The sequence below is a fragment of the Ruegeria sp. CK3 genome (genome assembly GCF_056536565.1).
On sequence record NZ_JBQFPV010000006.1, the window covers coordinates 262,737 to 289,374 of the forward strand.

The window sequence follows — 26,638 nt, forward strand, 5'->3', positions numbered from 1 at the left end:
TAAAGCTGGTGTCCATGACATTGACTCTGCCCACCCCCGCATCGCCGCTGAAAATTGGCACCCGAGGCTCTCCGCTGGCTTTGGCACAAGCTTATGAGACCCGCCAGAGGCTGCGCAATGCTTTTGGGTTGAGCGATGAGGCGTTTGAGATCGTCGTGATCAAAACCACCGGCGACAACCGCGCCATGATCGATGCAGATCGCCCGTTGAAAGAGATCGGCAACAAGGGCCTCTTCACCAAGGAAATCGAAGAGGCGATGCTGCGCGGCGATATCGACATCGCCGTCCATTCCACCAAGGATATGCCGGTTGAACAGCCCGCTGGGCTAGTGCTGGATACGTTTCTGCCGCGCGAGGATGTCCGCGATGCGTTCATTTCCCCGCAATTCACCTCGATCCACAACCTACCTGAAGGCGCCGTTGTCGGCACCTCATCCCTGCGGCGTCGGGCACAATTGCTGAACCGTCGCCCAGACCTGAATGTGGTCGAATTTCGCGGCAATGTTCAGACCCGCCTGAAGAAACTGACGGACGGTGTGGCCGATTGTACCTTTCTGGCCATGGCGGGCATCCGCAGACTGGGGATGGAGGACATCCCCGCCACCGCCATTTCAACCGACGATATTTTACCCGCCATCGCACAAGGCGCGATCGGCATTGAGCGCCGAGAAACAGACAGCCGGGCCGCCGAACTGCTTGAAGCGATTCATCACGCTGAAACCGGTCAACGTCTGACAGCGGAGCGTGCGCTACTGGCCGGGTTGGACGGGTCTTGCGAGACCCCCATCGCCGGGCTTTGCGAAATCGAGAGCGGCCAAATGCGGCTGCGGGGCGAAGTTCTGCGCCCCGACGGGTCCGAGGCCATTGCGGAAAACACAACGGGCGCAATTGAAGACGCCACCGAGATGGGCCGGGAAATGGCCGACACTCTGCTGCGTCAGGCAGGCCCCGGTTTCTTCGATTGGAAAAAATCCTAAATAATTTTAGCCAAAGTGAACTTGTTCACTGTGGCATTCCGAAAAGACAGGCATTAATAGGCCATACCGGTTGCAAGACTGGATAGCCTCGAAAGTATCGAAAGTTTTCAGATTGTTGGTGTTTTAACAAGTATTCGAGGGGGCGAGGCTACGCCCAGACTGCAATAGGTGAACGGGTCGCTGTCAATTTCGACAGCGGCCCGTTTTCTTTTGATTAGCCGAGTACCGCGACCGCTCGCTTCACCGCTTCGCGCGTTTGCTCCAGATCGGCCTCTGTCACGGCAAGAGACGGGTAGAGTTTGCCCGGCGATTTGAAAATCCCGTTCTCCCGTAGAACATCATTGTAGAGCTCGTTCCGTTTGGGGTCGTCGTGTCTAGCGCTGCGGTAGTCGCGGCAGGGGGTTTCGGTGAAATAGACGTCAAACAGCGTTTCGTCGCCGCAGATCTGATGAGGAATACCCGCTTTGGTTAGCTCATCCACCTGCATCTGCTGCAAGGCCGCGCCTGTTGCGCGCAGCTGCTCATATGTCCCCTCGCGCTGCAGAATCTCCATCGTTTTCAACCCAGCGACTGAGGCTACGGGGTTGCCGGACAGAGTGCCCAGCTGCATCAGCCATCCGGTCTCACCCACCTGCGATTTGTCGAAATGCTTCATGATCTCAGCGCTTGCGCCCAGCGCAGCAAGAGGAAAACCGCCGCCGGTGATTTTACCCAGAGTGCAGATATCGGGCGTCACACCATACCGTTCCTGCGCCCCGCCATAGGCCAGACGGAATCCGGTGACGATCTCATCAAAGATCAGCAGCACATTGTATTTGTCGCACAGCGCGCGCAGACCCTGCAGATATCCCGGCATCGGAGGAATGATACGCTGCAAAGGCTCTGCCATGATCGCGGCGATATCGTCATGTTCGTTCATTAGGGTCTCGACGGCCTCAAGGTCATTGAAAGGCGCGATCAGCATCTGTTCGGCGACGCCTGAAGGAATACCAGCACTGTCAGGCACGGCTTGCGGGAAATTCACCTCACGGCTGGGGGCGAGGCTCATCTGCGCCTCGGCGCTCATGCCGTGATAGCCGCCTTCGAATTTCAGGATCTTGTCCCGCCCGGTATAGGCGCGGGCCAGACGAATCGCGTACATATCAGCCTCGCCGCCCGAAGCGACAAAGCGCACCTGTTCACAGCAGGGCACGGCGTCAATGATCGCCTCGGCTAGTTCGACACCTTTGCTGTTATTGGCAAAGAAGGTCATGCCCTTGGGCAGTTGCTCCATAACGGCCTCAAGCACTTCGGGGTGGCCATGACCCAAAAGCATCGGGCCGGAGCCGATCAGGTAGTCGATGTATTCGTTGCCATCCTCATCCCAGACGCGGCTGCCTTCGCCGCGTGAGATCATGATGCCGGGGTCGAAATTGCCGAAGCCACCCGCAGGCAGAGCCGCCTTGGCGCGGTCGATCCATTCGGATTGAGTGTTGATCTTGAGCATATCACGCGATCTCCATCGTCAAGAAAATCAGAGTCTGTAAACGGCCGCCGGGGCGCCCAGAGCGTCTTCGTCGGGATGCACACCAAGGCCGGGCGTGTCGGGCAGATGCAGATGGCCGTCCACGTTGCGCGGGCCGCGCCCGCCTGCGATGTCGACGGTGATCATGTCCTGACAGGCCCAGACGGCGTGGCAATTGTCATCTGGGATGGTGGCGGCCAGATGCAGCGCCTCGGTATCGGCCAGCACGGTTCCTCCGGTCGCCATGACGAACATGTCGATCCCATGGGCTAGCGCGATGTCCCGCATCCGCGCGGCCTTGGTCAGCCCACCGACCCGGTTCAGCTTGATCCCGAATATCTCGGCCAGACCATCCCGTGCAATCCGGGCGGCATCCTGCAAGGTGACAAGAGACTCGTCCACCGAGACGGGTGACGCATGTTTCGCCGAAATCGCTGCGATGTCATCCAGCGTCTCTCCCGGCTGCTCGAACATCACATTCAGGTCCTCACAGGCGCTCATCACCCTCAGGGCCTGCTGCCGGGTCCAGCCCCGGTTAACGTCATAGAGGACAATCTCACCCGGACGGCGGAGGCTTTCCACATCCCGAACACGAGCGATGTCTCTCTCCACATCGCCGCCGATCTTGACCGAATGCGCGATGTAACCCCGGCTTCGAAAACGTTCGATGACTTCGCGCGTTTCTTCAACGGTCTTTGCCCCGACGGACGAGGCAATCGGGCGCGGTGTGCGGGAGCCTCCGCCCATCAGATCAGCAATCGATAGGCCCGCCGCCTGACCGGCGATATCCCAACACGCCATATCAATCGGGCTTTTGGCATAGAGGTGACCGGGCAGTGCGAGGTCCATCGCGCGCTCGACCTCCAGCACCTTGCGGGGATCAAGACCCAGAATGAACGGAGCCATGGTTTCGACCCCCGCCCGGATACCCGGCCCATGCGCGGGCACATAGGTGTGGCCCCAGGGCGTGCCTTCGCCCCATCCAGTCAGGCCCGCATCCGTTTCAACCTTCACAATCGTTGCGTCGAGATTTTCAAACTTCAGCCGACCACCAGACAGCCAATAGGGATGCTCCAGCGGCAGATCGACCTGAAAAACCGATAGTCGAGTGATCTTCATTTCAGTTCCACTTCGACAAAGGACATGGGCTGGTCCCCCGCGTTGATCACATTGTGTTCGACCCCTTGGTCCCGGCGGTAGGATGTTCCGGCAGGCACTGTCACCTCATTGACCGTTCCATCAGGCAATTCCAAACGCATGTGGCAATCGGTGACGGCGGTGATCACATAGTCCATCGCATGGCGGTGCCAGCCGGTTTCAGCGCCGGGGGCAAAGTCAAACCGAGTCACTCGTACGCGCGCGTCGTCAATCATCTGGGTTGCTTTGGCTTGGTCTCTCACAGGCGGAACTCCTCTACCGGTGCGCCGAGGCTTTCAAAATCCGGCGTCACCCCCAACCCAGGCGTATCCGAAGCATAGAGCTTGCCATTCCGAGACTCCGGGCCGCCAATTCCGGTCGACCGAATGTTGTAGTTCATCAGGTCAGTCGTGTTCTGAAGATACTCGGGCGGGGTCGATGCCGCAAAATGCGCCACGACCGCGCTTGTGATTTCACCTCCCCAGGTGTCTTCGCTGACCACGGGTATACGGTTTTCGACCAGATAGTCCCGCACCCGCCGCGCCTTGCTGAGCCCACCGAGGTTCGAGATTTTCAGACAGCAGATCTCGGCCCCACGGTCGGCGACAATCCGTTGCGCCATGTGGATACCCGTCACGCATTCATCCAGCTTCATCGGCTGTTCGGCGACACGGCGGACCTGCTGACATTCTTCATAGGTGCGGCAGGGCTGTTCGAGGATGAAATCCAGATCCCGCGTCGCGCGCGCCACCCGGATTGCATTGTCGACGCGCCAGCCCTGATTGGCATCCGCCATCGCTTTTTCGCCCGGCTGCAGCAAAGGAACCGTGGTGCGAATACGGTCAATATCGGTGACCCAGTCTCCCCCGACCTTGATCTGAAATTGTCGGTAGCCTTGATCGCGATAGGCATTCATCTCGGCCACGGTCTCATCTACCGCTTTTTGCGGCGCGACCCGGTACATGGGCGCGCCATCGGTCAGCTTTCCACCCAGCAGCATCCAGACTGGCTGATCACAGGCCCGCCCGAGGATATCCCAGCAAGCCGCATCGAACGGAGCCTTCGCGTAGCCATGCCCCTGCACCAGATGATCCATCAATTGCTCGATCCGGCCAACCTGACGGGGGTCTTCCCCCAGCAAGTGCGGCGCGACCAGTCGTGCCAGCGCGACAACGCCTTCGGAATGCGCGACCATGTAGTTCTCGCCGCAGGGCGTGAACTCACCACAACCCTGCAAGCCTGCATCCGTGTCGATGACCACGACCGAGGCCGTGGCCGTCTCGATGGCATTCCCCGCGCCCCAGACATAGGCCCCGCCGACATAGGGCAGCCCGGTTTGAAACACGCGGATCCGGGTGATCTTCATGCTGCATTCATTCTGGGCAGATCGCCCATCCCTTCGCCGCGCCAAAGCACAAAGGTCAGGATCGGCTGATCCGTCGTGGTCATCGCGTGGCTTTGCCAACTTTCATGACTGCGGGTCTGACCCTCGGCTACAAACGCCTCATCCCCATCGACTTTGAACAGAGCACCCCCAGCCAGCGTCAGGTAAAGCTCCTCCGCCTGATGGCTGTGCCAGTCATAGGCCAGACCCGGCCCCCAATAGCCGACATAACCGCGCAGCTGGGTTGAATGAAAATGACCGGTCGGGCCGAACAATTCGTAGTAGCCATAGCGGCTGAGGAACTCGGCACCGACCTCCTCCACCGTGTAGGTGTGTTTCCACTGGGCCAAATGCGCAGTCGCCTTGATCGCCTCGACCAAAGCCTGCGTCACAGCACTTCCTGGAAGGGTCAACTCGCGCACCTGATCCGCAGCAGGGATATGGTTCGGCTCAAGTTCTACCGCCGACAGGTCAGACGGCCACGCGCCAAAGGCGGACAGATCAGGGTGCGTTTGATGCACCAAATACGCGGCCTGCAGCACATCATCCAAGGTCATGGGATCACCACGATATTGCCGGTGTGTTGCTTGGCAATGAACGCAGCTTGCGCTTCCCGAAGCTCCTCAAGCGGATAGGTGGCTGCCAAGGCCGGTTTGATCTCACCCGCTTCAAGGTACTTCACAAGGTTCTGCATGACCTGCGGGTCAATCACAGTTGAGCCTGTGAAGGTCAGATCGCGCAGGTAGAACGTACGCAGGTCAAATTCGACCATCGGGCCAGCGATGGCACCCGAACAGGTGTAGCGCCCACCTCGTTCCAGAATGTCGATCAGCTTCGCCCAGTAGGGACCACCGACCACGTCGGCCACCACGGTGATCTTCTGATCGCCCAGCGCAGCACGCAGATTTTCCGGCGCACGCGGCAGGATCATATCTGGACCCAGAGCGGCAACATCGGCGTGTTTCGCCTCGGACGCCAACGCGATCACCCGCGCGCCACGCCGCTTGGCCAGCTGCACAAGTGCGCCACCAACACCACCAGAGGCTCCCGGCACCAGAACCGTGTCTTTGTCCGTGACATTTGCCCGGGTCAGCATGCCCTCGGCCGTGGAATAGGAACAGGAGAAGGTCGCCAGTTCGGCATCCGACAGGTTTGATGTGATCGGCACCGCGTTGACGGCCAGCGTCGTTGCGTATTCAGCAAAACCGCCATCCCGTTCGGACCCGTAGTAGCCCGTTTTATCCATGTTTTCTGGATCGTCCGGGTCGCGCAGCCAGCCATCGGTGATCACCCTTTGGCCAACGCGCGCAGCATCCACGCCCGCACCGACGGCAACGATTTCACCGCAAATATCGGCACCCTGAATGCGCGGGAAAGTGATGGGCGCGCCGCCCCAGGTTGGGTCATCCTCGCCCACCTCTTCAAACGCACCGCCCGTGGTCGCATCTGTGACGGTCTTGGAGTACCAGCCCGAGCGTGTGTTCACATCCGTGTTGTTCAGCCCGCAGGCGGCAACCTTGATCAACACCTCACCCGCAGCGGGCTCCGGGCGGGGCCAGTTTTCATGCAGCACCATCTGCTCCAACCCGCCGTGACCCATGGTCACCATCGCCTTCATTGTGTCAGGCAAACTCATCCAGTAGTCTCCTCAAATGCGCCGCAGGTCGGCAGAGGTGTTTCGGGGGCCACATACCGGCGTTTTCGACCATCTTGGTGCGCCCAGTGTGCGAATCTGCTCGACAGGCTAATTTCACAAGTGTACCACGGTCAACAATGAATGACACAAATGTATCATCAATCGTTCTCGACCGTCTGGCCGAGGAATGGGAGGCCCTGACACCCGAGGCCCAAAAGGCCGCGCGCTATGTGTTGGAGAACCCCACAGATGTCGGTGTCTCGACCGTGCGTGAAATTGCCGAAGCCGCCAATGTCAAACCCAACACCTTTGTCCGCATGGCGCGACAAGTCGGCTTTGAAGGCTACGAGGATTTTCGCGCCCCGTTCCGACAGGCGATCCGACAAGGATCGGTCTCATTTCCTGACCGCGCCCGGTGGCTTCAGGACATCGGCAAGTCCGGCGAGTTGGGCGGGCTTTACGCCGACATGATCGGCGCAGCGATCCGCAATATCGAAGAGACCTTTGCCAGGATCGACGCCAAACAACTGCAGGCAGCCGCCGAAGATATCTGGAATTGCCGCCAGATCTTTACGCTGGGCGTCGGGGTAAACAACTCGAACGCCCGCAACTTCACCTATCTCGCCTCGACCGGCATGAAGCAGTTTCATGCCATCCCCCGTTCGGGCTCAACCCCGGTGGATGATCTGGCCTGGGCGGATGAACAGGACGTGCTGATTGCGATCACCTGCCACCCCTATCGGACCGAAGTGATCGAGGCGATCAAGCTGGCGCGCCAGCAGGGTATGACGGTCGTTGGCATCTCGGACAGCCCGGCCAGCCCAGTAATCCTGAACGCACAGCACGGGTTTGTTCTGTCTGCGGACACGCCACAATTCTTCCCCTCGTCGGTCTCGACAATTGCTTTGCTTGAGACGCTTCTGTCCTTCGTGATCGCTGTTTCCAGTGATGAGATCGTCGATCGGGTTGCGCGGTTCCACCAGCGCAGGCATGAGCTTGGTCTCTATGCGGAAGAGCCCGAATAGTCACACCTGACCCCGCTCTAAAAACCTGTCATGAAATCGCCACATGGGCGCGACAAACACGGGTCGCGTGCCCGCCGTGGTCAATCCATGCGCGAAGCGCATTCTGCCGATTGCATGCATGACGAGAGTGAACTAACGATAGCCCAATGCGTTTTTTGACGGCCTTATTTCTATCGTTTCTTTTCTGCGCTCCCACACTGGTGACAGCGCAAGAGAAAGCGCTTTCCCCAACCGAGCTTAGCCCCTCGGGGCAGGACTATCTAAAGGCCGTTCGCTATCGCGGGATTGACACGGATGTAGTGTATTTTGACCCCACCCAACCGGCACCTCCGCTGGACACCAAATTCTCACCCACACCTGACGAAGAGTCTCAAACCGTCTCGCTTGATACCAACTGGACGATGGGGATCGTCTCGGCACTGGTTCTGGCCGTGTTGGCATGGATCCTGTACCTCAGCGTGGGCCGAACGTCAGTTTCTTTCCGGTCAGGGGCGGGCAACGCAAAGCGCGCCGGAAAGCCGTCAGTGGACACGGCAGAGACGGATGAGGAATTGCCCGATCTGGACACCATTCTAAGGCAGGAGGATCGCAACCAGGCCGTCGTTGGATTGGCGCAACTGGTCCTGACCCGTTGCCTCAGCGCCAATGAGGTTTTGTTCAAGCGCAGCTGGACCCATCGCGAGGCGCTGCGCAGCCTACCGCAGAGCCTCTGGTACATCCCCGATTTACGTGCGCTGGTGCTGGAAAGTGAACGGGTGCATTTCGGCCACCGCTCCATCAGCGATCCCGACTTCAACGCGCTGCTGGCACGCATCTGCCCCATCCTGCGCGAGGTTCGCGCATGAGCGATACCGCCAATATTGCAGCACCCGAGCGGGTCCGGGTCGACTGGATCATCTTTGGCATCATCGGCGCGCTGTGCATCGGCATATTCCTTTATGTGATGGCGGGTCGACAATATGCGCTGCGCGACTCCTCGACTGGGTTCGACGGGCTAGAGCTGTGGCTGCGCGATCAAGGCCACACCGCGCAAACCTTTACCGGAGGCTGGCCGCTGGACCGCAGCACCATCGGCCTTTTGATCCAGCCCATCTATGACACTCAGCCGGGCAAAGACCGCGCACGCGCGCAGACCAAAGACGAACTGCTGCTGCAACCGGATGAGTTCGATCAGACTCTGGACGTGATCCGCGACAAGGCGCTCTCGACTCCAAGCCTTGTGATCTTGCCCAAATGGCGCTCGGGCCTGAGGCTGACCGGGTTGGGGCACCCTATTCTATTGTCCCCCGAAGAAGGGACCGAGGCGGTTCTGCATGGGATCGTTGGTTCGAATGTCGGCACAATCCGCTCGGCCCGAGTTCCGTTCACTGACTTTGACGTGGCCTCTGACGATGCGCTGACCGCCCGCCTCTACGCGGCGCAGGTCTTTGACGGACAAGGCTGCGAGCCGCTGGTGGGCCGTCAGGGCGCTATGGTTCTGGGCCTTTGCCCACTGCCGGGCGATGGTGAGCAGCAGAAGGTCCATGTTCTGTCCGACCCGGATTTGTTGAACAACCATGGGCTGGTTCTGGGCGACAATGCCCGGATCGCGGCGCAAGTGCTGCCCGAGATCGCGGGCGAGAAGCGGATCATCATCGACTATAGCGACCGCAACTGGCTGACTGACCCGCAACAGCAAGTCGCACGCGAACGCACCTGGGACGACCTGAAACGCCTGTTCGAACCACCTTTCCTGACCCTGTGGATCGGCGCAGGTCTTCTACTGGCCCTCGCGGTCTGGCGCGGCGGGGTGCGCAGCGGGCCGGTTGCTGATCTGTCGCTGGGTCTCGGGTCAGGCAAACGAACTGCCAATCGGGTCCGTGCGCGGCTGATGCGGATGACCGATCAGGACGGGGCACTGCTGTCGGATTTCATCGACACCCGCCTGCGCGCGCGCGCGGCGTCGGTGTTCGGTACCTCGCACGCCCTGCGCGGCACGCCTGAAGACGCGTACCTCACCTATATTCGCGCCCGAAAACCGGACCTGACCGCAAAACTGGAAGATCTGATCGCATCTATCCGCGCACTTCCCCCGCATCTGGGGCCGGAACATGCCATTCCCTATGTGGATCAATTTGAGTTGATACTGGAGCAACTTGCCGATGAAGCTTGATGAATTGTTTTCCCATGCCGAAAGCCTCAGGGCTGAGATCGGTAAAGTTGTGCAAGGCCAGGAAGAGGCGGTCGATCTACTGCTGACGGCGCTGTTTGCGCGCGGCCACGTGCTGCTTGAGGGGCCTCCGGGCACCGCCAAGACGCTGCTGGCGCGCAGCTTTGCAGGGGCACTGAACCTTGAGTTCGGGCGCATTCAGTTCACGCCTGACCTGATGCCCGGCGACGTTCTGGGCACCTCAATCTACAATTTCCAAACCAGCGAGTTTGTTCTGACCAAAGGCCCCGTCTTCAGCCAGATCCTGCTGGCCGATGAGATCAACCGCGCGCCGCCCAAGACCCAAGCCGCCTTGCTGCAGGCGATGAACGAACGCATGGTGACCATCGACGGCACCGACCATTCGCTGGGGTCCGAGTTCATCGTTGTTGCCACCCAGAACCCGATTGAACAACAAGGCACTTACCCGCTGCCAGAGGCGCAGTTGGACCGTTTCCTGTTCAAGGTAAACCTGAGCTTCCCGCCCAAGGATGTTGAACTGTCGATCCTGCGCAAACACGCCAATGCACCGCTGGATCCCCTGGGAGCAACGCAAACAGTGCGCCCTCTGCTGGATGCCCCGACGATGGCAACGGCCCGGCAGTTGATTGATGAGATCGTGCTGGATGACGATATTCTCGCCTACATTCTGCGTCTTGTGCGCGCCACACGGGAAAGCGCGGATATCGCCTTTGGGGCCTCGACCCGCGCTGCGGATGCCATCGCCGGGGCGACCCGTGCAACGGCTGCGCTGAACGGGCGCGATTTTGCCATTCCTGATGACGTCAAAACACTGATCATCCACGCGCTGCAACACCGCATCGTTCTGTCCCCCGCCGCCGAAATCGAAGGCCGCGGGCCTCAGCAGGTATTGGAGAACATCCTCAACCAGATCGAGGCCCCCCGCTGATCCGTCCCTCGCGCATATTGCTGGTGGCGGCCTGCGTGGCGCTTGGCCTGTCACTGGTCGCCGTTGTCATGGGCGAAGCAACCCGCACCGTAGCCGGGGTGCCGTGGGTGGTTCTGTGCGTGCTGGCCGTAGGTGACCTGCTACTGTCCTGGCCGCGCCGCCGTTCTGTCTCGGTCGAGCCGCTGGGTGATATCTTCGTGGGCGAACAGGATGAGATCGCCTTGACTGTAACCCCTGTGACCTCGGGCATGACCGGGCAAGTACACTGGCCCGAAGGGATCGAAGGACCTGCCCGGTTCGACCTGTCCAGCGGTCAGGTGAGTATTCCGTTTCGCGCCATTCGCCGGGGAAAATGGCGCCTCTCGCATCTATGGCTCAGCTGGTCTTCCAGGTTCAAACTGTTAGAATTCGTCCCGAAACTCGCCTTTGGTCTTGAACTGGCCGTCGTACCCAACATCCGCCGGGTGCAATCGGGTGAGATTTCGACGACGGTTCAATCGCGGCTGTTCGGCGTAAAGGAAAACCGCGCCATCGGCGAGGGCACCGAATTTCACCAATTGCGGGATTTCGTCCCCGGCATGGATGCGAACTCAATCGACTGGAAGCGGTCCGCGCGGCATCGGTCTTTGGTCGCCAAAGAGGTTCGGGCCGAGCGCAACCACCATGTCATCGTCGCCTTGGACAACGGCTATCAGATGCGCGAGGAGATTGCGGGCCTGCCCAAGATCGACCATGCCATCACCGCGGCACTTGCTACCGCCTGGGCCGCAGCCATCGGGGGGGATCTGGTCGGGCTCTATGCCTATGACGCCAAGCCGCGCATGTTCCTACCCCCCGAACCGGGCCGCGCGGCGTTCACCCGACTGCGCAGCCGCACGGCCGAGCTGCAATATGAAAGCGTCGAGACCAACCACACCCTCGCTATGACCGAGCTGAACGGGCGCACCCCGAAGCGCAGTCTGATCATCGTGTTTTCGGATTTCGTCGATACCACCTCAGCCGAATTGATGGTCGAGAACATCAACGCGCTGGCCAAGCGGCACCTGATCGTTTTCGTCACCCTGCGTGATCCGATCCTCGAGGCGCAGGTCAACACGGCCCCACAGGACATGAACGACGTGGCCGAGACCGTCTCGACCGGGCAGCTTCTGCGCGAACGTCGCCTTGTGCTGGAACGGCTGCAACAGATCGGTGTGACAGTGATTGACGCCGAACCTGGCGAGATCTCGGCGCGATTGATCTCGACCTATCTGGAAATCAAAGCGCGAGAGATGATCTGATGTCTGATGCTGATCTGATCCGCTCGACCCGGTTCCGGCAGGAACGCGAAAGCGACTGGAGACGCTTGTCCGATCTCGTTGACAAGGCCGAAGGTCAGGGCCTGCACCGCATGAGCTTTCAAGAGGCGCGTGATCTGGCCGACCTCTACCGGCAGGCCACAACATCACTATCCATCGCGCGCGAAATCTCATTGGATCGCGGGTTGCTGGAGTATCTCGAGGCGCTGACAAGCCGCGCCTATCTGAGTGTCTACGCTCCGCAACAGCGGCTGGGCGGGATCATCCGCAAGTTCCTGACCAGCGGTGGGCCACAAGCGATGCGGTCCTCCTGGCGCGTCACCCTTCTGGGGTTTCTTTGCATGGCGGCTGGCGCTATCGCCGGGTATTTCTTCTACTTCGACAATCCCGAATGGTTCTTTGTCTTCATGCCCACCGAACTGGCCGGAGGGCGCGGGCCGGACGCCAGCACGGACTACCTGCGCTCGGTCATTTACGGAGAAGAGGACGGCTCCGGTCTGGGGGCTTTCGCCACTTACCTGTTCTCGCACAACACGCGCATCGCGATCTTTGTATTCGGATTGGGGGCGTTCCTATGTGCGCCAACGGTTCTTTTGCTGTTCTATAACGGATTGATTTTGGGCGTTTTTTACGCACTACACATTGATCGGGGATTGGGCTGGGACCTGTTTGGCTGGCTGTCGGTCCACGGCGTGACCGAGCTGTCGGCGATTTGCATCGCAGGCGCGGGCGGTTTGAAACTGGGCCTTGCCGTACTGTTCCCCGGCCAGCTCACACGCCGCGCGGCATTGCGGGCCGCCGGGCATGACGCAGTGAAACTGGCGCTGATCGCCGCCATGATGCTGGTGGTTGCTGCGCTGCTGGAAGGCTTCGGCCGGCAGTTGGTACAGGACCGCACCACGCGCATCGCCATCGGCTGGGGGATCGGCGCGCTGTGGTTGCTGTGGTTCTGCATGGGCGGAAGGAAGCGGTCATGACGCAACCCAAGCTCGACCGCCTACTGCCCCCCGAAGGTGTGCCGCTCTATTTCCGGGTTGCGGGTGTGGGCGTGCGTATGGCCGCCCAATTCGCTGATATCTTGATCACCGGGGTGGGTGCCATCGCCCTCTTCTTGCTTTTGCTGGCCATCGACGTTGTCCCGCCCGAGGCGCTGGTGGCCGTTGCTGCGATGCTGTTCTTCATCATCCGCATCCCCTACTACGCTGCGTCCGAGCTGGTGTGGAACGGCCAGACCATCGGTAAGCGCATGATGAAGATCAAGGTTGTCTCGGCAGATGGTCAAGCGCTGACGACGCAATCGCTTGTCGTTCGCAACCTGATGAAAGAGGCCGAGATTTTCCTGCCTGGCACGCTGGTTCTGACCCTGAATGCCGAGGCTCTGATCCCGTCTCTGATCTCGCTGGCCTGGATACTGGGCGTGGTTGCGGTGCCGGTGTTCAACAAGCGCAGCCAGCGGTTGGGGGACATTATCGCAGGCACCTATGTGATCCACCTGCCTAAGCCGATCCTGCTACCCGATATGTCCAAAGCGATCAAACCCGCCACCGCGACCCAGCCCCGGTTCCAGTTTCTGACCCATCAGCTGGAACATTACGGCGCGTTCGAGTTGCAGACCCTCGAAGGGTTTCTGCGCGGCGCAGCACGCGCGACCGGGCCCGAGGCACACAAACGGAAAAAGGAAATCATGGCCGCAATTGTCGAGCAGGTCCGGCGCAAGATCGACTATGCCGATGCGGTACGACCAGAAGACCAGCTTGCCTTTCTCGAGGCCTTCTACAAAGCACAACGCGCCTTTCTGGAACAGCGCCAGTTGTTTGGCGACAAACGCGCCGATAAATTCCACGCCGAGGCAGAGAAACAAGGCTAACCACGCCTGTTGCAGATTTACCCAAGCGAGAAGCAGAAAAACGAAACTCGTCTTGAGGATGAACCCGTTCTAAAGGCTCTATCAGAGACAGAACACAAAAGTAGTTTGGAACAAAAAATGACAGATACAGCCAACTCCGAATACCCCGAGGCTCACATGCCTCTTGGCGTCGGCGCCATTGTCGGCGAGACGTTTTCGATCTTTTTCAAAAAGATCCACCTTGTGCTTCTGCTGGGATTCATTCCGGCGCTGATCGAAGTCATAGTGAACAACTATGCGGTGGGGCAGTCTCTCGATGACATTGGCACCGCCGGTTTCGACAATACCGCCTTCTATTCTGGTGTGATCGTGTCGGCTCTGATCACATTGCTCGCATATGCCGTCACCACGGCCGTGATAATACAGTTCGCCTATGACGCAAAATTGGGGCGCGCGGCGCGTATTGGCAGTTATTTCTCGGCGGCTGTCGTCAACCTGCCTGCCATTGCAGTTCTGTCGATCGTAACCACGATCTTGTATTTTATCGGACTTGTTTTTCTGGTCGTGCCGGGTATCTGGATCTACGCCGTATTCTCCGTCATCGTACCGGCCATTGTGATCGACAGGGCCGGGTTCGGCGCGATGGGACGCAGCGCGACTCTGACCAAGAACTACCGTTGGCCCATCATCGGCGCGCTGATCCTGATGGGTCTATGTATTGTGCTGGTCGTCATGGTAGTAACATTTGTTTTCGCAGCTGCGTTCGGGTTCTCCGGAATTGCTGATCCAACAGCATCTTTGGGTCCATGGGCCTTCTTCGAGGCCGCACTCAACGCGATTGCCTATGGTTGGCTCAGCATCACCATCGCTCTGATCTTTGCCCGCCTAAAAGAGATCAAGGAAGGCGTCAGCGTCTCGGATCTGGTGGACGTGTTCAAGTAAGTCCACGCCCCGCAGTCTGGTCACAGGGCTGCGGGCATCCGCGCGTCTCTGCGTGACATTTTCGCGTACATTTCACAGGCCAATCACACCAACATGTCCGCAACGGCTGGCGGCGCGTGCTTTGCTGCTGTATCACTCCGGTGGTAATGCAGGACGGCGGGGTCATATCTTCACAACAACAGGGCGATCTGGGGCAGCGGCGCCAGGTCTCGGTCCTGTTTGCGGATATGGTTGGCTATACGTCGATCGTCTCGAAACTGGACGAAGAACAAGCGTTGGAGTTTGTGCGTCTGGTCTACGACACCCTCTCGGGTGCGGTATCACAGCATGGCGGCACGGTCCGCGATTTTGCCGGGGACAGCATCATGGCGCTGTTCGGCATCCCTGACGCGCTAGAGGACCCGGCCGAACGGGCCTGCCGCGCCGCCGACGCCATTCATCACGCTTTCCGCGCATCCGCCCAAAAGATCGAGGCCCGCTTTGGTGTGCGCCCTCAGATGCGAGTCGGCATCAGTTCCGGCACGGTTCTGATGGCCGCCGTACAGGGCGCGGACGGGCCTGCAACAGCGGTGGGAAGCACGGTCAACATGGCCTCGCGCATCGAAAACCTGGCACCCTCGGGTGGTACGCTGATCTGCGACAAGACCCGCAGCCTTGTCGAATGGGTGACTGAGCTGCGCTTTGATGGGGAACATCAGCTCAAAGGTCTCGCTGCCCCTCAGAAACTGTGGCAACTACAATCCGTACGGGCCGATGCCTCGCGATTTGATGCCTCAGTCGCGCGTGGTCTCAGTACCTATGTGGGGCGCGACAGCGAACTGACTCAATTGGCCGATGCGCTGGCTCAGGCGCGCAACGGCGTTTCGGTGGTGGATCTGGTGGCGGAACCAGGCTTGGGCAAAACCCGGCTTGTGTTCGAATTCCTAAACCGCCTGCCCCGCGGTCAGATTGACGTCCTGACTGGCTATTGTTTTGCGGATCGGCAGCAGGTTCCCTTCCTACCAATCATCGAGATTGTCCGAACCGGTTTCCGCATCAAGGATCAGGACAACCCAACCCGCATCGCCTACAAGATCGAAACCGGCCTGAAGGCTTGGGAGTGCTTTTCTCAACAGAACCTAGGCCTGCTGATGAACCTGCTTGGCCTGACGCCCCCTCCGGACGCATTGGACGGGCTTGACGGCGTTCTCATTGGCCTTCGCACCCGTGAATTACTGCCTGAACTGCTTAAGGCGCGATGCGCCAAGCAGCCCGTGATCCTGTTCATCGAAGACAGCCACTGGATCGATAGCGCCTCGGAGGAGTTGCTGCAGGGCATCGTCAACCGGTCGGACCTGACCAACCTGCTGCTGATCCAGACGCACCGCCCGGAATACACACCTGCGTGGCGCGACGACGACAAGGTTCGGACCATCGCACTGAAACCGCTGGTGACCGAAGATTTCGCCAACCTGGCGCGCAACCGACTGGGCGTAACCACTCTGCCTGCGGGGCTGGACAAGCAACTGGCCGAACGTGCCGGTGGTAACCCTCTGTTTGGCGAAGAAATCCTGACCTACATGTTGGAGCAAGGCAGCCTTCGGGTCGACGCGGCCGAGGCGCATCTGGATATCGACATGGCGCAAGCCGACCTGCCGGCCAGCATGCTGAACCTGCTGACCGCCCGCGTTGACCGCCTGTCGACCGAGGATCGGGACCTGCTGCAAGCCGCCGCCGTAATTGGGCGACGGTTTGATCCGGGTCTGCTCTCACAACTGGCCAAAGACCCTGCTGAAACCGGTGACGCCCTGCAGCGACTTCAGGCTCAGGACGTGTTGTATCGCGACGAAAACTCCTCGGACTACGTGTTCAAGCATGTTCTGCTGCGCGATGCCGTTTATCAGAGCCTTGTCGCCACCCGCCGCGCGGGCCTGCATCTGGAAGTGGCTGAGTGTCTGGTCCTGCGCAACGCAAACCGCCTGCAGGAAGTGGCCGAAATGTTGGCCTACCACTACGGCCAGACGGACCAGACCGACAAAGCGTTTCGATATACGGCGATGGCCGGGGACAAGTCTCTGGGCGTCTATTCGCTGGATGAGGCCAACAATTACTACACGGCAGCCTACGCCCTCTATGAAAGCGACCCGGACTGCGCCTCAAAGCCCGAATTCGCCGCGTTTCTGGCCAGCTTTGCGCTGTGTTCGAACATCTCGCTCAGGGTCAAAACGATCATTGACCTTGCCGGGTCCGTACGCCCCATCCTTGAGCAGGTGGGCGACAGCTCTCATCACGCGCTGTTCCTGCACCACTACGTGTCCTGTCTTGTCTGTAATGGCAAATACCGCGAGGCCCACTGGGTGCAACAGGATCTTACCGCCATGGCCGAACGTCTGGGCGATCCGGCCTCACGGGCCTATGCCATGGTGAATGAGCTTTCGGTGTCGATCTATTTCTCCCCGATTTCAAACGCCGAATTCGAAGCCAAAGCGCGCGTGATCGAGGCCGAGCTGGAAAAGATCGACGACGCCTATATCCAGAACTTCTACCTCGCCACCATAGGTTGGAACGAACTGACCCGCGGACGGGTCGCCCGCGCGCACGCCACTGCAGACAAGATGATTGCGCTGGGCAAAAAGACCAACGACCCAAGGGCTTTGGGCTATGGCACAGCGATGAAAGCCCTGATCGCCATGGTCGCCGATGACCACGAAAAGGCGCTGGCCATCGCGGAAGAGGCGCACAAGGCTTCAAAAGTCGAGTTCGAACGCGCCATCGCCGAGGCCGCCCGCGTATCCGCCATGGTGCCTACGGAAACACCCGGCGCGATCGAAATCATTGAGGCCCATATTGCCAATTGCAATGAACACGGCTGGACCCTGTTCACCATGGGCCCGGCAACGATGCTCGGGGTAGCCTACGCTCTGAAGGGACGCATCGCTGACGGGCTACGGCAGATCGAGCGTGCCGTTCAAAAACGCACGGACGAAGGCACTAAAGTGTCGGCCGATTGGGCGCGTCTGTTCCTATGCGAAATGTATCTTGCCATCCTGACCGGTGAGGGTGGTGCGTCAGCTGGCGTCTTTCTTCGGAACTTCCGCTCAATCCTTTGGGTGCTGTTCTTTGGCGAAAAGAAACTGGTTGCGATGCTGGACGAGGTCCGCAGCAACCCTCAATTCGACGACAAAGGACACTATATCGCCCGCTGTGACATGATCCTTGGGTTGCTCTACAAAGCCCGCAAGAAGAAGCAACTGGCCGTACAACACTTGAGCAAAGCCCGCGTCATCGTTGAAACCGCGGGCCAATCCCCGATGCTGTCCCGGATCGACACGGCACTGGCCGAACTGGCCTAACCGTCTATTTCTAAATCTAAAAACTTGAGACAATGGTGGAGATGGAGTCTGCCAATCGGAAAAGAACAAGGAGACATGCCAGATGGCGCCAGGAAACAACATTTTCGCGATTGATTTTGATGCAGTCCTTTCAGCGGTAAAGGAGTCCAATGGTGATTTAATTGACAGGCATAAAGCGTTGATTGAAGCCAAAGATCGGATGCCTGAAAACCTTTCGTCAAAATATGATTTTCAAAAGGCCAAACGATTTGCTGAACATCTGAAAAGCCACGCGGCTCAATGCCGATCAACGCGCCTAAGCGATACGAAGCCATTGAGAGATCTTCTGAAACTGGTTGAAAGTTTCTTCAAGGATATGGAGACCGACGCAAACTCGACGCAACAGTCGGTCAGCAAAGCACTCGGTGAAGCTGCCCACAATTTTGGGCAATCGGAAAAGCCTGCACAAACTCAAGAGCGGCAAACGAAGTCGTTTCTCATCGACTCCAACACAGGCGAGATACTTGGAAGCGCCAGTCCGGCCTCTCAACATGACTCATATTATCTCGAAGAGATTGATTTAAAATGGGAAATCGACAAAGTTGACCCGACCACTTTGGACTTAGAGGCGCTCCGAGAGCATTTTTCAACGGCGGCTCTTTTGACTGCCGCGCGCAAACACTTGAAAGCAAACGGCCCGAATTCTCTGACTGGCGTAACCTACAAAAAGGTCGTGGTGATTTAGACGAAAGACCTCCCGTGGAACGCTGTCGCTGATTCTGGCAAAACCCATCGATCATGAACTTAGACAGTGTATTTACTTCGATATTACTTGCACCTCCATGTTCCGTCGACTTGCGTTGGCCATTCACCTTGCGTTCCATGGTATCCAAGAGTTGCTTCCAGAATACCACGGTCTTCTGCTCTTCCATAGGTATTGAGTCGGTTGTTTGGGCCAACATATACAGTTGGCAAATTCGATTTCGGCAAATCGGCAGAGGTTTCTCCTGCAAGCTACACTAGTTCAACCCCGCACTGCGCTTTAGAGAAGCTATAGAGTGCCGCAAACAATCCAGGAGCTAACGGCCTCAATGAGCTTGCGGAAAATCACATATTTTTCAATGTATTGCGTTTGTTTTTCTTACGCGTGGTGGCGGACGCGAAGTCAGTACAACTATACCCGCAAACTCCTGTTAAGAATAAAATAAATTTAGTTATAGAGAAAAGGGGGCACTATTCATCCCACACAAAGCTCAATATCGAGCAAGGCATAGCATAAGGTGTCATGTTACAGTACGTTGGTTAAACACTATGGCAGACACGCACGTGGATTGCAGCAAACGACTACTTAGATCCCAATGCAGTCACCTGACAAAACAGTGACCCTTTAGTTGGTTGGTAGTCGTAAATTTCCTTGTTGGTAACTGCTTGCGATCAAAATAAAGCGAGAGATCGCCTCTGAATTTCTTCTTTGATTTTGGGCGGCGAAATACCAGAAAAACTACGCACAAGCTCGCACCTCGACCTAAGTTTCCCTTGCTTACTCAAGCTTATCCAAAAATTTGTAGTCTGTTGGCGGATCGTCGCAAATACCTGGCCCGCACTCCAATAGAGCTGAGCCTGCGTTGGCGGCTCCCAAAGCTAAGATCAACATGAACGCGGTTTTGGCCAACTTGCTTCCACCGAACCGTTCCGATGCCCTAACGTCCGCGGCTAGATCATATTGCTTTTCAAAGACAAGCATCACCGCGGTCCCGAGTATTATCAATCCGAAGGCTATGCCGGCCCAAGTGTAAAAATGCAGACCAAGAACCGGAGACCCATAGTGCCCGGTGCCAGGCACTATGTGCAGTAGGATTTGGCGGATCGAAACGCTGATACCGAATATTGCTGCCACAAGGACGATTCCGTAGTTTCTTGCACGCGTGCCCCATAACAGATTTAGCCCTAGCCCAAACCCCACGGCCACGAAACCGACACGCTGCAATAGACATAGCGGACAGGGTAATTCGTAGAGAACTAGTTGAAAATAGAATGCAAGAACCAACACGAGGCAGACAGCCAGGGCACCAAGCGCGTTCATATTTCGGGCAAATTCAGGTGACATGGAACGATCTCACAGTTGGATTGAAAGCGGCGTTGTTGCATGAAATTTAAGCCAATAAACGCTCGCCAAAAGCGTAACTACGAAGAGGGCGTATGAAAGTCGGACGAGTTTATAGTAAGCGAGTCCCAAAGCGCATGTGAACAACGCAAATAGTAATGCAATCATATTGATCCCTTTGACTTTTTAGCCTTGCCGAGACTAGCAGGTACTGAGGACACCGTTTCCTTTTCGAAAATCGGTCTAAGCACCTTATCAAGTCTCAAATGGTCTTCCATCTTGTTTGCGATACTTCGCCCTCCGGGATTTGACTCTAAGCCTCTGGATCCTCCGAAGATATCCCGAGCTGGGCTAGTTCTTCCCAAACACCATCAGGGATGGACCACTCTGCCCATTCCATCGCCTGTTGAACATGCTGAGGCCATGTCACTCCGCAAATCGTCGAAGTGATGTCGTCATTTTTCAAAGAGTGTTGCAACGCGACCGCCCCGACTGGGACATCGTAGTGACCGCATACCTCTTCAACAGCACGTATTGGCGCAAGTACATCATCATCTGCAGGTCGATAGACATAAAATCGATGGATCGCGCTGCCTCGGGCAAGTGCACCTCCGGAATAAGGAGCTGCGTTCAATATCGAAACGCCTCGTGATTTCGCAAGTTCTATCAGAGGTGCCGCGTTGTCGTTTACCAGCGTATGCCGATTGTGTGTCAGGACCACGTCAAAATCCCAACCCTCCAAAATTGGCATCATCAAGTCGATACGTCCCGCTGCGATTCCGACCGCCTTTGCTAGACCTTCCTCCTTGATACGAAACAACTCTTCAATCGCGCCACCTAGTCCTTTGACCTCAGATAGGTCATTTGCATATTCGACATCATGGACGTGGAGTATATCGACGCTGTCGACGCTTAGGGCCGAAAGACTTTCCTCGAATGACCTACGTGCCTGAGATGCATCAAAGGCACCGGTTTCCATATCCCGGTCGACTTTGGTGGAAAGCACCAGCCCTTCCGGCCAACCGCCAAGCTCACGAATGACTTTTCCTATGCGCTCTTCACTTCGCCCCATGGCATAGCAACGGGATGTGTCCAAGAACGCATTTGGCTGCGAAAGAATTGCCCGAATTGTATCAATCGCGCGGTCTTCCTCAACTTCATACCCATAGATTTCCGGAATACTTCCCAACCCTGTCGATCCAAACCCGACGCGAGGAACCCGTATCCCTGTCTTACCAATTTCGCGTAGCTCCGTCATGCCAACCTCCCAATTGGTTCCGGACGTTCATAGATGTTGCGCGAGTAGTTTGTTGAAAACAAGTCAGACGTGTCGGCGAAGTTACTCACTGGCCTAAACGTAGTCGTCCAAGCCTCAAATCCGCGGTGCTTTTTCGTGAATGGCAGAAATGTCCTCAAAGTAGACGTTGAGCAGATTTCACTGAATGACCGCTCCGAGCCCACTCTGACCGATGCTGCGCGATGCCACAATTGCAGCGATGCGCTGAAAGCTGACTTTTCAATTATTAGCGGGCGGCCCAGAACCGACCTGAAGCGCCTGGGCCCATACCTGGGGTCGCAGCGTGTTTCCAAGACGTTCGCTGCAACCCGAAAAATTCGCCTATACACACAGGAAAGGAAAACGAATACGTGGCTCGCCAGATAGATATCGACCTAAAGTTGGATTGGATTGCGCAAGATCCTCAGCTTACAAATTTGTAAACTTCGCCGCATCTTCCAGCAAAGCGCGGCTCCCATGTTGTTCTCATCGGGAGGCAATAAAGCCTTCAAGCAACAAACGATGGAGAGAAAACATGGACAAGAAAAACGCAGCGCTCGGCGCACTGGCAGGCCTGGTTCTTACAGGAGCTGTCGTCGGTTCGGTATCGGCACAAAGCACCGCAGAGGCGACGGGGCTCACTATGCAGCAGGCCATTGAAATCGCGCTTCAGGAAGTGTCCGGTGAGGTCCAGGAAGCGGAACTCGAAAACGAAGACGGGAAGAAAATCTATGAGGTCGAAATCCTGGATGCTGATGGTCAAGAGTTCGAAGTCGAGATTGCCGCCGACACCGGTGCAGTAATTGAGGTTGAGGCTGAAGATGAAGACGATGATGACGACAACGATGACGATGAGGCATAGGTCGCGGCCAAGCTGCGAATGATTGGCCAATTCGGAGGCCGCTCACTAGAGTGGCCTCCGAATGCGTGACGGTAAGGGTTCACATGCGAATTTTGTTTCTGGAAGATGACAGCCAACTTGGGTCTTGGGTCACCAACGGCCTGCGCGAGGAAGGTCATGTCATCGACCATTTCGCGGATGGCAAAGACGCTTTGATGGCGGCTATGACTCAGGAGTACGATCTTCTAATTCTGGACCGCATGGTCCCGGGTCTCGATGGGTTGGCGGTTCTGAAATCCTTGCGTGCGTCGAAGAATAGCACCCCCGCTCTTTTTCTAACGGCTTTGGGTGAGGTCGACGCCCGAGTCGAAGGCTTTGATGCTGGCGGTGACGACTATCTGACGAAACCTTTCGCCTTTGCCGAACTCTCTGCCCGTGTGGGCGCTTTGGGTCGCCGACGTGAAGGCGTGGAGACGAGGCAGGCAGAAGCCACAGTCTTGCGCCATGGGGATTTAAGCCTCGATCTTCTGGCGCGAACCTGCAAACGACAGGATCAACAGATTGAGCTATTGGCCAAGGAGTTCAAACTTCTGGAATACTTGATGCGAAGACCGGGACGATTGGTGACACGCACGATGCTGCTGGAACAGGTCTGGGATATGAGTTTTGACCCGACCACAAGTGTCGTAGAGACCCATATCAGCCGTTTGCGCACCAAAATCGACAAGCCGTTTGATACACCGCTGATCCGAACCCGGCGTGGGGAAGGCTATGTCTTTGGCCGGTAATCTGACCTGGCTTCGCCGCTCCTCGACCTTGCGGTTGGCGCTGATATTGTCAGCCATCTTCGCGCTTTGCATGGCTACCGCTGCCTACATCACGATTACGGTAGGCTCAGATGTGTTTGAACGTCGTATCGATACCACGCTGGATGCGCTGGCAAAGGCCTCGGCCCTTGAGGGTGCGCGCGGCGACCGGTTTGGCGTCATCTTACGTCACCCAGATGATCTCGAAGACCTGCCAATTGCTTTTCAGCGTGTGGTTGCGCGCGGCGGGGGGACGGTGGAGCTGTCCGATGATTTTCGGGAATCCGAAGCTTGGCGCGTTCTTGTAGATACTGACAGTCAAGGCGCGCCGGTCATGGCGGCTGTTCCGCTTGATGACGCGGAGGATGCGTTTGAACTCTTAGGCGGTGTTCTGTGGACCACGATGTTGACAATAATTGTTCTGACATTGGTGGTAGGGTTTGTCACCGGTATCGTCGCCCAGCGACGTCTCAAGCGGATCAACAGCACGCTTTCGGCGTTGGCCTCTGGCGACCTCAGCGCGCGCACGGAGATCACGCGGAACAAGGATGACCTCGACGACATGGCACGTCAGGTGGATTTGACTGCGGTAGAGTTGGAGCGGCTGGTCGCCCAGACCCGCCATCTCAGCGCGAATTTGGCGCATGATCTGCGCACCCCCTTAGCCCGCCTGCGGTCTCGACTTGAAAGCTTGCCTGAAGGAGAGGAACGCGGTGCAGCCCTGGAAGAAGCAGAGCGTTTGTCCGGCATTTTCGATACGATCATGCGGGTCGCTCGGATTGAGGCCGCCCAAGGCACAGATGGTTTCGAAACGGTTGATTTGGCGGACTTGATGACCGATCTATCGGTGACCTTTGGCCCAGTGGTTGAGGACGCAGGCAAAGTGCTGCAATGTGATGCGAGTGACGCTGAAACTGTTTTCGCTGATCGTCAGATGCTTGTTCAGGCAGTTGCAAACCTGATACAGAACGCGATGCGCTATGGCGGGGATAAGATCAATCTGGCAGCACGTGGTCGCACCATCAGTGTCGCCGACAACGGTCCCGGTGTGGCGCTAGAGAAATACGCCGAGATCATCAAGCCCATGGTCCGTCTTGACGCAACACGGCAGAGCGAGGGTACGGGTTTAGGCCTCGCCCTCGTCCGTGCGGTTGCAGATCGCCATGGTGCAGAACTTATCTTGTCGCAAACCGATCCTCACGGGCTGACGGTGACGCTGAAGTTTGCAAATTTGTAAGTTTTGACCCAAGCGCACGTAAAGCCCGAACCACATATCAGTTTCATCAACACAACAAATGAAACTGGAGATTAGGACATGAAAACGTATCTGAACAAGGTGACCTCTGCTGCTGCTGGTGTCGGCCTCTTTCTTGTGGCCTGTGTCGTAGCGAGCCTTGGCCTGTCCTTTATGGTCATCTTGGCGATGTTTGCACTGGCCATTGTCGGCCTAGGAGTCTTGGCTACTCCGCTTTTGGCGTTGCTTCAATTCTCAGAGCGCAAGGAAGTCGAGGCGGTTGCCAAGTAAACCGACTGCCTGCGGATGCGCCTGATTGGGGGCACATAGTGCCGCGTGCTGTTCATTGGGGCTTTCAGGTTGGGCATGCCCGCTTCGGGCTGCCACCCGTCACCGATGAAAGATGAAGGAAACAGCAACTTCGAGCATCGTTGTCCGACGTCGTAAGCGGCACGAAACAGCCGCATCGCCGCCCAAATTTTCAACTTTCTAAGCAAGCATTGATGCGAGGTTATCAAGCGCCTTCTTGTAGCTACATCCAAAAGCGCCCTTTAACCGCACGTCCAAGTTTTTGTAGCATCACTTTATGCGCCTATCGAATGCAGGTGTTCTTGCGACAATTCTGAACGCAATCATTGACGAACCCACGCTGTGATTTCGTCCCTCATAAATTCTACAAAGGCCTTCACGCGAGGATTTCGATACGCTGACGGCAAATGGACACTTTGGATTGGAAACGTTCGGGTATGGATTGCGGCGAACAACTTGAGCAATCGTCCGGTTTAGACGCACATCATTGTCGTTTTAATCGGCCGTTTGTCAAAACTTGCTAAGTGTTTCCAGTATCAAATTCCGTGTAGCGTTGTCGTTGTTGAATATCCTGTCAGCGAGAAATTCAGACGGAAAATCGGGCCACGTTTTGCGCATTTCAGCAATGAGTCGTTGTGCTTCTTCCGTGTTTCCCAACTGATCTTGCGCAACGGCTTGGAATAAGAGCGAAGGAGCACTAACCGGTGCTCCGGCAGCTGGCGCCCCCTGAAAGGCTTCGACAACACTCTCGTAATTCCTAAGCATGAGTTGCGACACGCCCCAGATATTTCTCGCACCAAACCTACCGGATCCTGATCTGGGTCTCTCCGGGTTGCTGACTTCGGCAGCAAGTTCCGGGGCATTGGCAACTATGGCAGTGATACCAACAAGATCGAGAATATGGCCATCCTCCGGCCCCAGTTCGACGGACATTCTGGCGTATTTTAAAGCCTCGTTTGGCTGGCTATTGACAGCCGACACCCAACCATTTGCGCCATTTGCCCACGCATCAGCAGGAGACAATTCAAGGGCCTTTTCAGATAATTCCGAAGCTTGGCCTAAGAGATCGTCTCTTTGCGCTTCATCCGGGGACAGCATGGCCAGGGTCGCCAAAACCTGTGCCGATCCCGCATAGCCATCGGAGAGTGCGGGGTCGAGCTCGGCTGCATGCTGGAACATTCCCAGCGCTATTTGCTGGCGTTTGACGTCAAAAACGGGAAAAAACATACCCCGGGCTTGATCCGCAAGGTTCGCCGCCTGAAGTCTTGTCAAAGATTGCTCACCAAGTGCTGCACGTTCAGCTTGTTCAATGGATTGAGCCGTTGGTGGTACTTCTGTGTTTTTTTGGCTCGTCCAGATGCCAAGCATAGCGACTACTGCGAGGACCCCCAATCCAACTGGCAGCAGCCGCAGCGAACGCCGACGCCCGCCCGGCTCATCGCCGTTCCTTGCATTTGACACGCCGTCTTCAATTGTAGGCTCGTATGAAAACCGCGGCTTGTATCCGCCGGGATCAACAAAAATGCGAACCCCTTCGCCGTCCCATTGATCTTCGTAAAATTCGCGCAATAGCCGACGCAGCCGCCTTGCTTCGACGCGAACGAGGTTTTGGCCGCCACTGCCATCAATGCGCCGCCCATAGACCTCTACGGCAATGGCTTTGCCTCGGATCTGGGGACCACGACCCGCGATAGCTTCCTCGACTACGTATGTAAGAAATTGTTGGAGACGGGGTGAAGCTTGAAGCTCGTCGCTCGATACAACGCGCTCAAGCGCCTCCCGGACAAGATCCGGCGATGGCTGCTCAACATGTTGATCTATCGGCAATTCATTGGCTTTGTTCAAGGCAAACTCACCCCCAACTCACGGTGACTCACTTGGCCTGCTCGGTCAACCACACTCATCTCGAT

The 26,638-nt window shown here is 57.3% G+C and carries 25 protein-coding genes; 15 read left to right on the forward strand and 10 right to left on the reverse strand.

Annotated elements, in window-relative coordinates; all coding sequences use genetic code 11:
* The first annotated feature begins 14 nt into the window (after window positions 1-14).
* Window positions 15-977 carry a hydroxymethylbilane synthase gene (gene hemC, locus ACR0C3_RS10710; protein ID WP_480758409.1) on the forward strand — a complete coding sequence of 321 codons (963 nt, stop codon included), beginning with the start codon at window positions 15-17 and terminating at the stop codon, window positions 975-977.
* Window positions 978-1,191: 214 nt separating this feature from the next.
* Here hemC and ACR0C3_RS10715 read toward each other — a convergent pair whose 3' ends face one another.
* The 6 genes from ACR0C3_RS10715 to ACR0C3_RS10740 are packed head-to-tail and all read right to left on the reverse strand — an operon-like array spanning window position 1,192 to window position 6,638.
* Entirely contained in the window at window positions 1,192-2,463 is a 1,272-nt protein-coding gene (locus ACR0C3_RS10715) for an aspartate aminotransferase family protein (protein ID WP_480758411.1), read from the reverse strand.
* Between the two features lie 27 nt (window positions 2,464-2,490).
* Window positions 2,491-3,600, reverse strand: coding sequence for a mandelate racemase/muconate lactonizing enzyme family protein (locus ACR0C3_RS10720; protein WP_480758413.1), 1,110 nt, complete (start codon window positions 3,598-3,600; stop codon window positions 2,491-2,493).
* Window positions 3,597-3,854: a cupin domain-containing protein gene (locus ACR0C3_RS10725; RefSeq protein ID WP_170491353.1), complete on the reverse strand. Its 258-nt coding sequence runs from the start codon at window positions 3,852-3,854 to the stop codon at window positions 3,597-3,599. Before ACR0C3_RS10725 ends, ACR0C3_RS10720 begins: the two co-directional genes overlap by 4 nt.
* Window positions 3,855-3,877: 23 nt before the next feature.
* Window positions 3,878-4,984, reverse strand: a complete 1,107-nt coding sequence (locus tag ACR0C3_RS10730) for a mandelate racemase/muconate lactonizing enzyme family protein (RefSeq protein WP_480758415.1) — start codon at window positions 4,982-4,984, stop codon at window positions 3,878-3,880.
* A complete protein-coding gene (locus ACR0C3_RS10735) occupies window positions 4,981-5,559 on the reverse strand; it encodes a dimethylsulfonioproprionate lyase family protein (RefSeq protein ID WP_480758416.1) in 579 nt (192 codons plus the stop codon). Before ACR0C3_RS10735 ends, ACR0C3_RS10730 begins: the two co-directional genes overlap by 4 nt.
* Window positions 5,556-6,638, reverse strand: coding sequence for an alcohol dehydrogenase family protein (locus ACR0C3_RS10740; protein WP_480527244.1), 1,083 nt, complete (start codon window positions 6,636-6,638; stop codon window positions 5,556-5,558). Before ACR0C3_RS10740 ends, ACR0C3_RS10735 begins: the two co-directional genes overlap by 4 nt.
* A 137-nt stretch (window positions 6,639-6,775) precedes the next feature.
* On the opposite strand from ACR0C3_RS10740, the gene ACR0C3_RS10745 reads away from it, so the two are divergent.
* From ACR0C3_RS10745 to ACR0C3_RS10790, 10 genes are all read left to right on the forward strand, one after another.
* On the forward strand, window positions 6,776-7,663 hold the full coding sequence (locus ACR0C3_RS10745) for a MurR/RpiR family transcriptional regulator (RefSeq protein WP_170379200.1): 888 nt from the start codon (window positions 6,776-6,778) through the stop codon (window positions 7,661-7,663).
* A 200-nt stretch (window positions 7,664-7,863) separates the two neighbouring features.
* Window positions 7,864-8,508 carry a DUF4129 domain-containing protein gene (locus tag ACR0C3_RS10750; RefSeq protein ID WP_480758418.1) on the forward strand — a complete coding sequence of 215 codons (645 nt, stop codon included), beginning with the start codon at window positions 7,864-7,866 and terminating at the stop codon, window positions 8,506-8,508.
* On the forward strand, window positions 8,505-9,815 hold the full coding sequence (locus ACR0C3_RS10755) for a hypothetical protein (RefSeq protein ID WP_480758420.1): 1,311 nt from the start codon (window positions 8,505-8,507) through the stop codon (window positions 9,813-9,815). Before ACR0C3_RS10750 ends, ACR0C3_RS10755 begins: the two co-directional genes overlap by 4 nt.
* The gene (locus tag ACR0C3_RS10760) at window positions 9,805-10,761 is read left to right on the forward strand and encodes an AAA family ATPase (RefSeq protein WP_480758421.1); all 957 of its coding nucleotides are present in this window, start codon (window positions 9,805-9,807) and stop codon (window positions 10,759-10,761) included. The genes ACR0C3_RS10755 and ACR0C3_RS10760 overlap by 11 nt, the downstream gene beginning before the upstream one ends.
* Window positions 10,762-10,796: 35 nt before the next feature.
* Entirely contained in the window at window positions 10,797-12,041 is a 1,245-nt protein-coding gene (locus ACR0C3_RS10765; RefSeq protein ID WP_480758422.1) for a DUF58 domain-containing protein, read from the forward strand.
* On the forward strand, window positions 12,041-13,036 hold the full coding sequence (locus ACR0C3_RS10770) for a stage II sporulation protein M (protein ID WP_480758423.1): 996 nt from the start codon (window positions 12,041-12,043) through the stop codon (window positions 13,034-13,036). Before ACR0C3_RS10765 ends, ACR0C3_RS10770 begins: the two co-directional genes overlap by 1 nt.
* Window positions 13,033-13,926, forward strand: coding sequence for an RDD family protein (locus ACR0C3_RS10775; protein WP_480758424.1), 894 nt, complete (start codon window positions 13,033-13,035; stop codon window positions 13,924-13,926). Before ACR0C3_RS10770 ends, ACR0C3_RS10775 begins: the two co-directional genes overlap by 4 nt.
* A 117-nt stretch (window positions 13,927-14,043) precedes the next feature.
* The gene (locus ACR0C3_RS10780) at window positions 14,044-14,847 is read left to right on the forward strand and encodes a hypothetical protein (RefSeq protein ID WP_480758426.1); all 804 of its coding nucleotides are present in this window, start codon (window positions 14,044-14,046) and stop codon (window positions 14,845-14,847) included.
* A 146-nt stretch (window positions 14,848-14,993) separates the two neighbouring features.
* A complete protein-coding gene (locus ACR0C3_RS10785) occupies window positions 14,994-18,179 on the forward strand; it encodes an ATP-binding protein (protein WP_480758427.1) in 3,186 nt (1,061 codons plus the stop codon).
* 82 nt (window positions 18,180-18,261) lie between these two features.
* A complete protein-coding gene (locus ACR0C3_RS10790; protein ID WP_480758429.1) occupies window positions 18,262-18,903 on the forward strand; it encodes a hypothetical protein in 642 nt (213 codons plus the stop codon).
* Window positions 18,904-19,698: 795 nt separating this feature from the next.
* Here ACR0C3_RS10790 and ACR0C3_RS10795 read toward each other — a convergent pair.
* From ACR0C3_RS10795 to ACR0C3_RS10805, 3 genes are all read right to left on the reverse strand, one after another.
* Entirely contained in the window at window positions 19,699-20,265 is a 567-nt protein-coding gene (locus ACR0C3_RS10795) for a disulfide bond formation protein B (RefSeq protein ID WP_480566102.1), read from the reverse strand.
* Between the two features lie 9 nt (window positions 20,266-20,274).
* Window positions 20,275-20,430, reverse strand: a complete 156-nt coding sequence (locus ACR0C3_RS10800) for a DUF5993 family protein (protein ID WP_425084400.1) — start codon at window positions 20,428-20,430, stop codon at window positions 20,275-20,277.
* 145 nt (window positions 20,431-20,575) lie between these two features.
* Window positions 20,576-21,520 (reverse strand): aldo/keto reductase, encoded by a 945-nt coding sequence (locus ACR0C3_RS10805; protein ID WP_480758430.1) that lies wholly within the window; start codon window positions 21,518-21,520, stop codon window positions 20,576-20,578.
* A 553-nt stretch (window positions 21,521-22,073) separates the two neighbouring features.
* On the opposite strand from ACR0C3_RS10805, the gene ACR0C3_RS10810 reads away from it, so the two are divergent.
* The 4 genes from ACR0C3_RS10810 (at window position 22,074) to ACR0C3_RS10825 (ending at window position 24,710) form a co-directional block, all read left to right on the forward strand.
* On the forward strand, window positions 22,074-22,400 hold the full coding sequence (locus ACR0C3_RS10810) for a PepSY domain-containing protein (protein WP_480758431.1): 327 nt from the start codon (window positions 22,074-22,076) through the stop codon (window positions 22,398-22,400).
* A gap of 83 nt (window positions 22,401-22,483) precedes the next feature.
* A complete protein-coding gene (locus tag ACR0C3_RS10815; RefSeq protein ID WP_480758433.1) occupies window positions 22,484-23,167 on the forward strand; it encodes a winged helix-turn-helix domain-containing protein in 684 nt (227 codons plus the stop codon).
* Window positions 23,151-24,422 carry a sensor histidine kinase gene (locus tag ACR0C3_RS10820; RefSeq protein ID WP_480758434.1) on the forward strand — a complete coding sequence of 424 codons (1,272 nt, stop codon included), beginning with the start codon at window positions 23,151-23,153 and terminating at the stop codon, window positions 24,420-24,422. The genes ACR0C3_RS10815 and ACR0C3_RS10820 overlap by 17 nt, the downstream gene beginning before the upstream one ends.
* A 78-nt stretch (window positions 24,423-24,500) precedes the next feature.
* Window positions 24,501-24,710, forward strand: a complete 210-nt coding sequence (locus ACR0C3_RS10825; RefSeq protein ID WP_480758436.1) for a hypothetical protein — start codon at window positions 24,501-24,503, stop codon at window positions 24,708-24,710.
* 528 nt (window positions 24,711-25,238) lie between these two features.
* On the opposite strand, the gene ACR0C3_RS10830 is transcribed toward ACR0C3_RS10825, so the two are convergent.
* Window positions 25,239-26,573, reverse strand: coding sequence for a hypothetical protein (locus ACR0C3_RS10830; protein WP_480758437.1), 1,335 nt, complete (start codon window positions 26,571-26,573; stop codon window positions 25,239-25,241).
* Between the last annotated feature and the right edge of the window lie 65 nt (window positions 26,574-26,638).

What these genes read in the sequence shown, in the direction of transcription:
- hemC (WP_480758409.1), top strand. Translation starts at nt 15, where the DNA reads ATGACATTGACTCTGCCCACCCCCGCATCGCCGCTGAAAATTGGCACC.
- ACR0C3_RS10715 (WP_480758411.1), bottom strand. Translation starts at nt 2,463, where the DNA reads ATGCTCAAGATCAACACTCAATCCGAATGGATCGACCGCGCCAAGGCG.
- ACR0C3_RS10720 (WP_480758413.1), bottom strand. Translation starts at nt 3,600, where the DNA reads ATGAAGATCACTCGACTATCGGTTTTTCAGGTCGATCTGCCGCTGGAG.
- ACR0C3_RS10725 (WP_170491353.1), bottom strand. Translation starts at nt 3,854, where the DNA reads ATGATTGACGACGCGCGCGTACGAGTGACTCGGTTTGACTTTGCCCCC.
- ACR0C3_RS10730 (WP_480758415.1), bottom strand. Translation starts at nt 4,984, where the DNA reads ATGAAGATCACCCGGATCCGCGTGTTTCAAACCGGGCTGCCCTATGTC.
- ACR0C3_RS10735 (WP_480758416.1), bottom strand. Translation starts at nt 5,559, where the DNA reads ATGACCTTGGATGATGTGCTGCAGGCCGCGTATTTGGTGCATCAAACG.
- ACR0C3_RS10740 (WP_480527244.1), bottom strand. Translation starts at nt 6,638, where the DNA reads ATGAGTTTGCCTGACACAATGAAGGCGATGGTGACCATGGGTCACGGC.
- ACR0C3_RS10745 (WP_170379200.1), top strand. Translation starts at nt 6,776, where the DNA reads ATGAATGACACAAATGTATCATCAATCGTTCTCGACCGTCTGGCCGAG.
- ACR0C3_RS10755 (WP_480758420.1), top strand. Translation starts at nt 8,505, where the DNA reads ATGAGCGATACCGCCAATATTGCAGCACCCGAGCGGGTCCGGGTCGAC.
- ACR0C3_RS10760 (WP_480758421.1), top strand. Translation starts at nt 9,805, where the DNA reads ATGAAGCTTGATGAATTGTTTTCCCATGCCGAAAGCCTCAGGGCTGAG.
- ACR0C3_RS10770 (WP_480758423.1), top strand. Translation starts at nt 12,041, where the DNA reads ATGTCTGATGCTGATCTGATCCGCTCGACCCGGTTCCGGCAGGAACGC.
- ACR0C3_RS10775 (WP_480758424.1), top strand. Translation starts at nt 13,033, where the DNA reads ATGACGCAACCCAAGCTCGACCGCCTACTGCCCCCCGAAGGTGTGCCG.
- ACR0C3_RS10780 (WP_480758426.1), top strand. Translation starts at nt 14,044, where the DNA reads ATGACAGATACAGCCAACTCCGAATACCCCGAGGCTCACATGCCTCTT.
- ACR0C3_RS10785 (WP_480758427.1), top strand. Translation starts at nt 14,994, where the DNA reads ATGCAGGACGGCGGGGTCATATCTTCACAACAACAGGGCGATCTGGGG.
- ACR0C3_RS10790 (WP_480758429.1), top strand. Translation starts at nt 18,262, where the DNA reads ATGGCGCCAGGAAACAACATTTTCGCGATTGATTTTGATGCAGTCCTT.
- ACR0C3_RS10795 (WP_480566102.1), bottom strand. Translation starts at nt 20,265, where the DNA reads ATGTCACCTGAATTTGCCCGAAATATGAACGCGCTTGGTGCCCTGGCT.
- ACR0C3_RS10800 (WP_425084400.1), bottom strand. Translation starts at nt 20,430, where the DNA reads ATGATTGCATTACTATTTGCGTTGTTCACATGCGCTTTGGGACTCGCT.
- ACR0C3_RS10805 (WP_480758430.1), bottom strand. Translation starts at nt 21,520, where the DNA reads ATGACGGAGCTACGCGAAATTGGTAAGACAGGGATACGGGTTCCTCGC.
- ACR0C3_RS10810 (WP_480758431.1), top strand. Translation starts at nt 22,074, where the DNA reads ATGGACAAGAAAAACGCAGCGCTCGGCGCACTGGCAGGCCTGGTTCTT.
- ACR0C3_RS10815 (WP_480758433.1), top strand. Translation starts at nt 22,484, where the DNA reads ATGCGAATTTTGTTTCTGGAAGATGACAGCCAACTTGGGTCTTGGGTC.
- ACR0C3_RS10820 (WP_480758434.1), top strand. Translation starts at nt 23,151, where the DNA reads ATGTCTTTGGCCGGTAATCTGACCTGGCTTCGCCGCTCCTCGACCTTG.
- ACR0C3_RS10825 (WP_480758436.1), top strand. Translation starts at nt 24,501, where the DNA reads ATGAAAACGTATCTGAACAAGGTGACCTCTGCTGCTGCTGGTGTCGGC.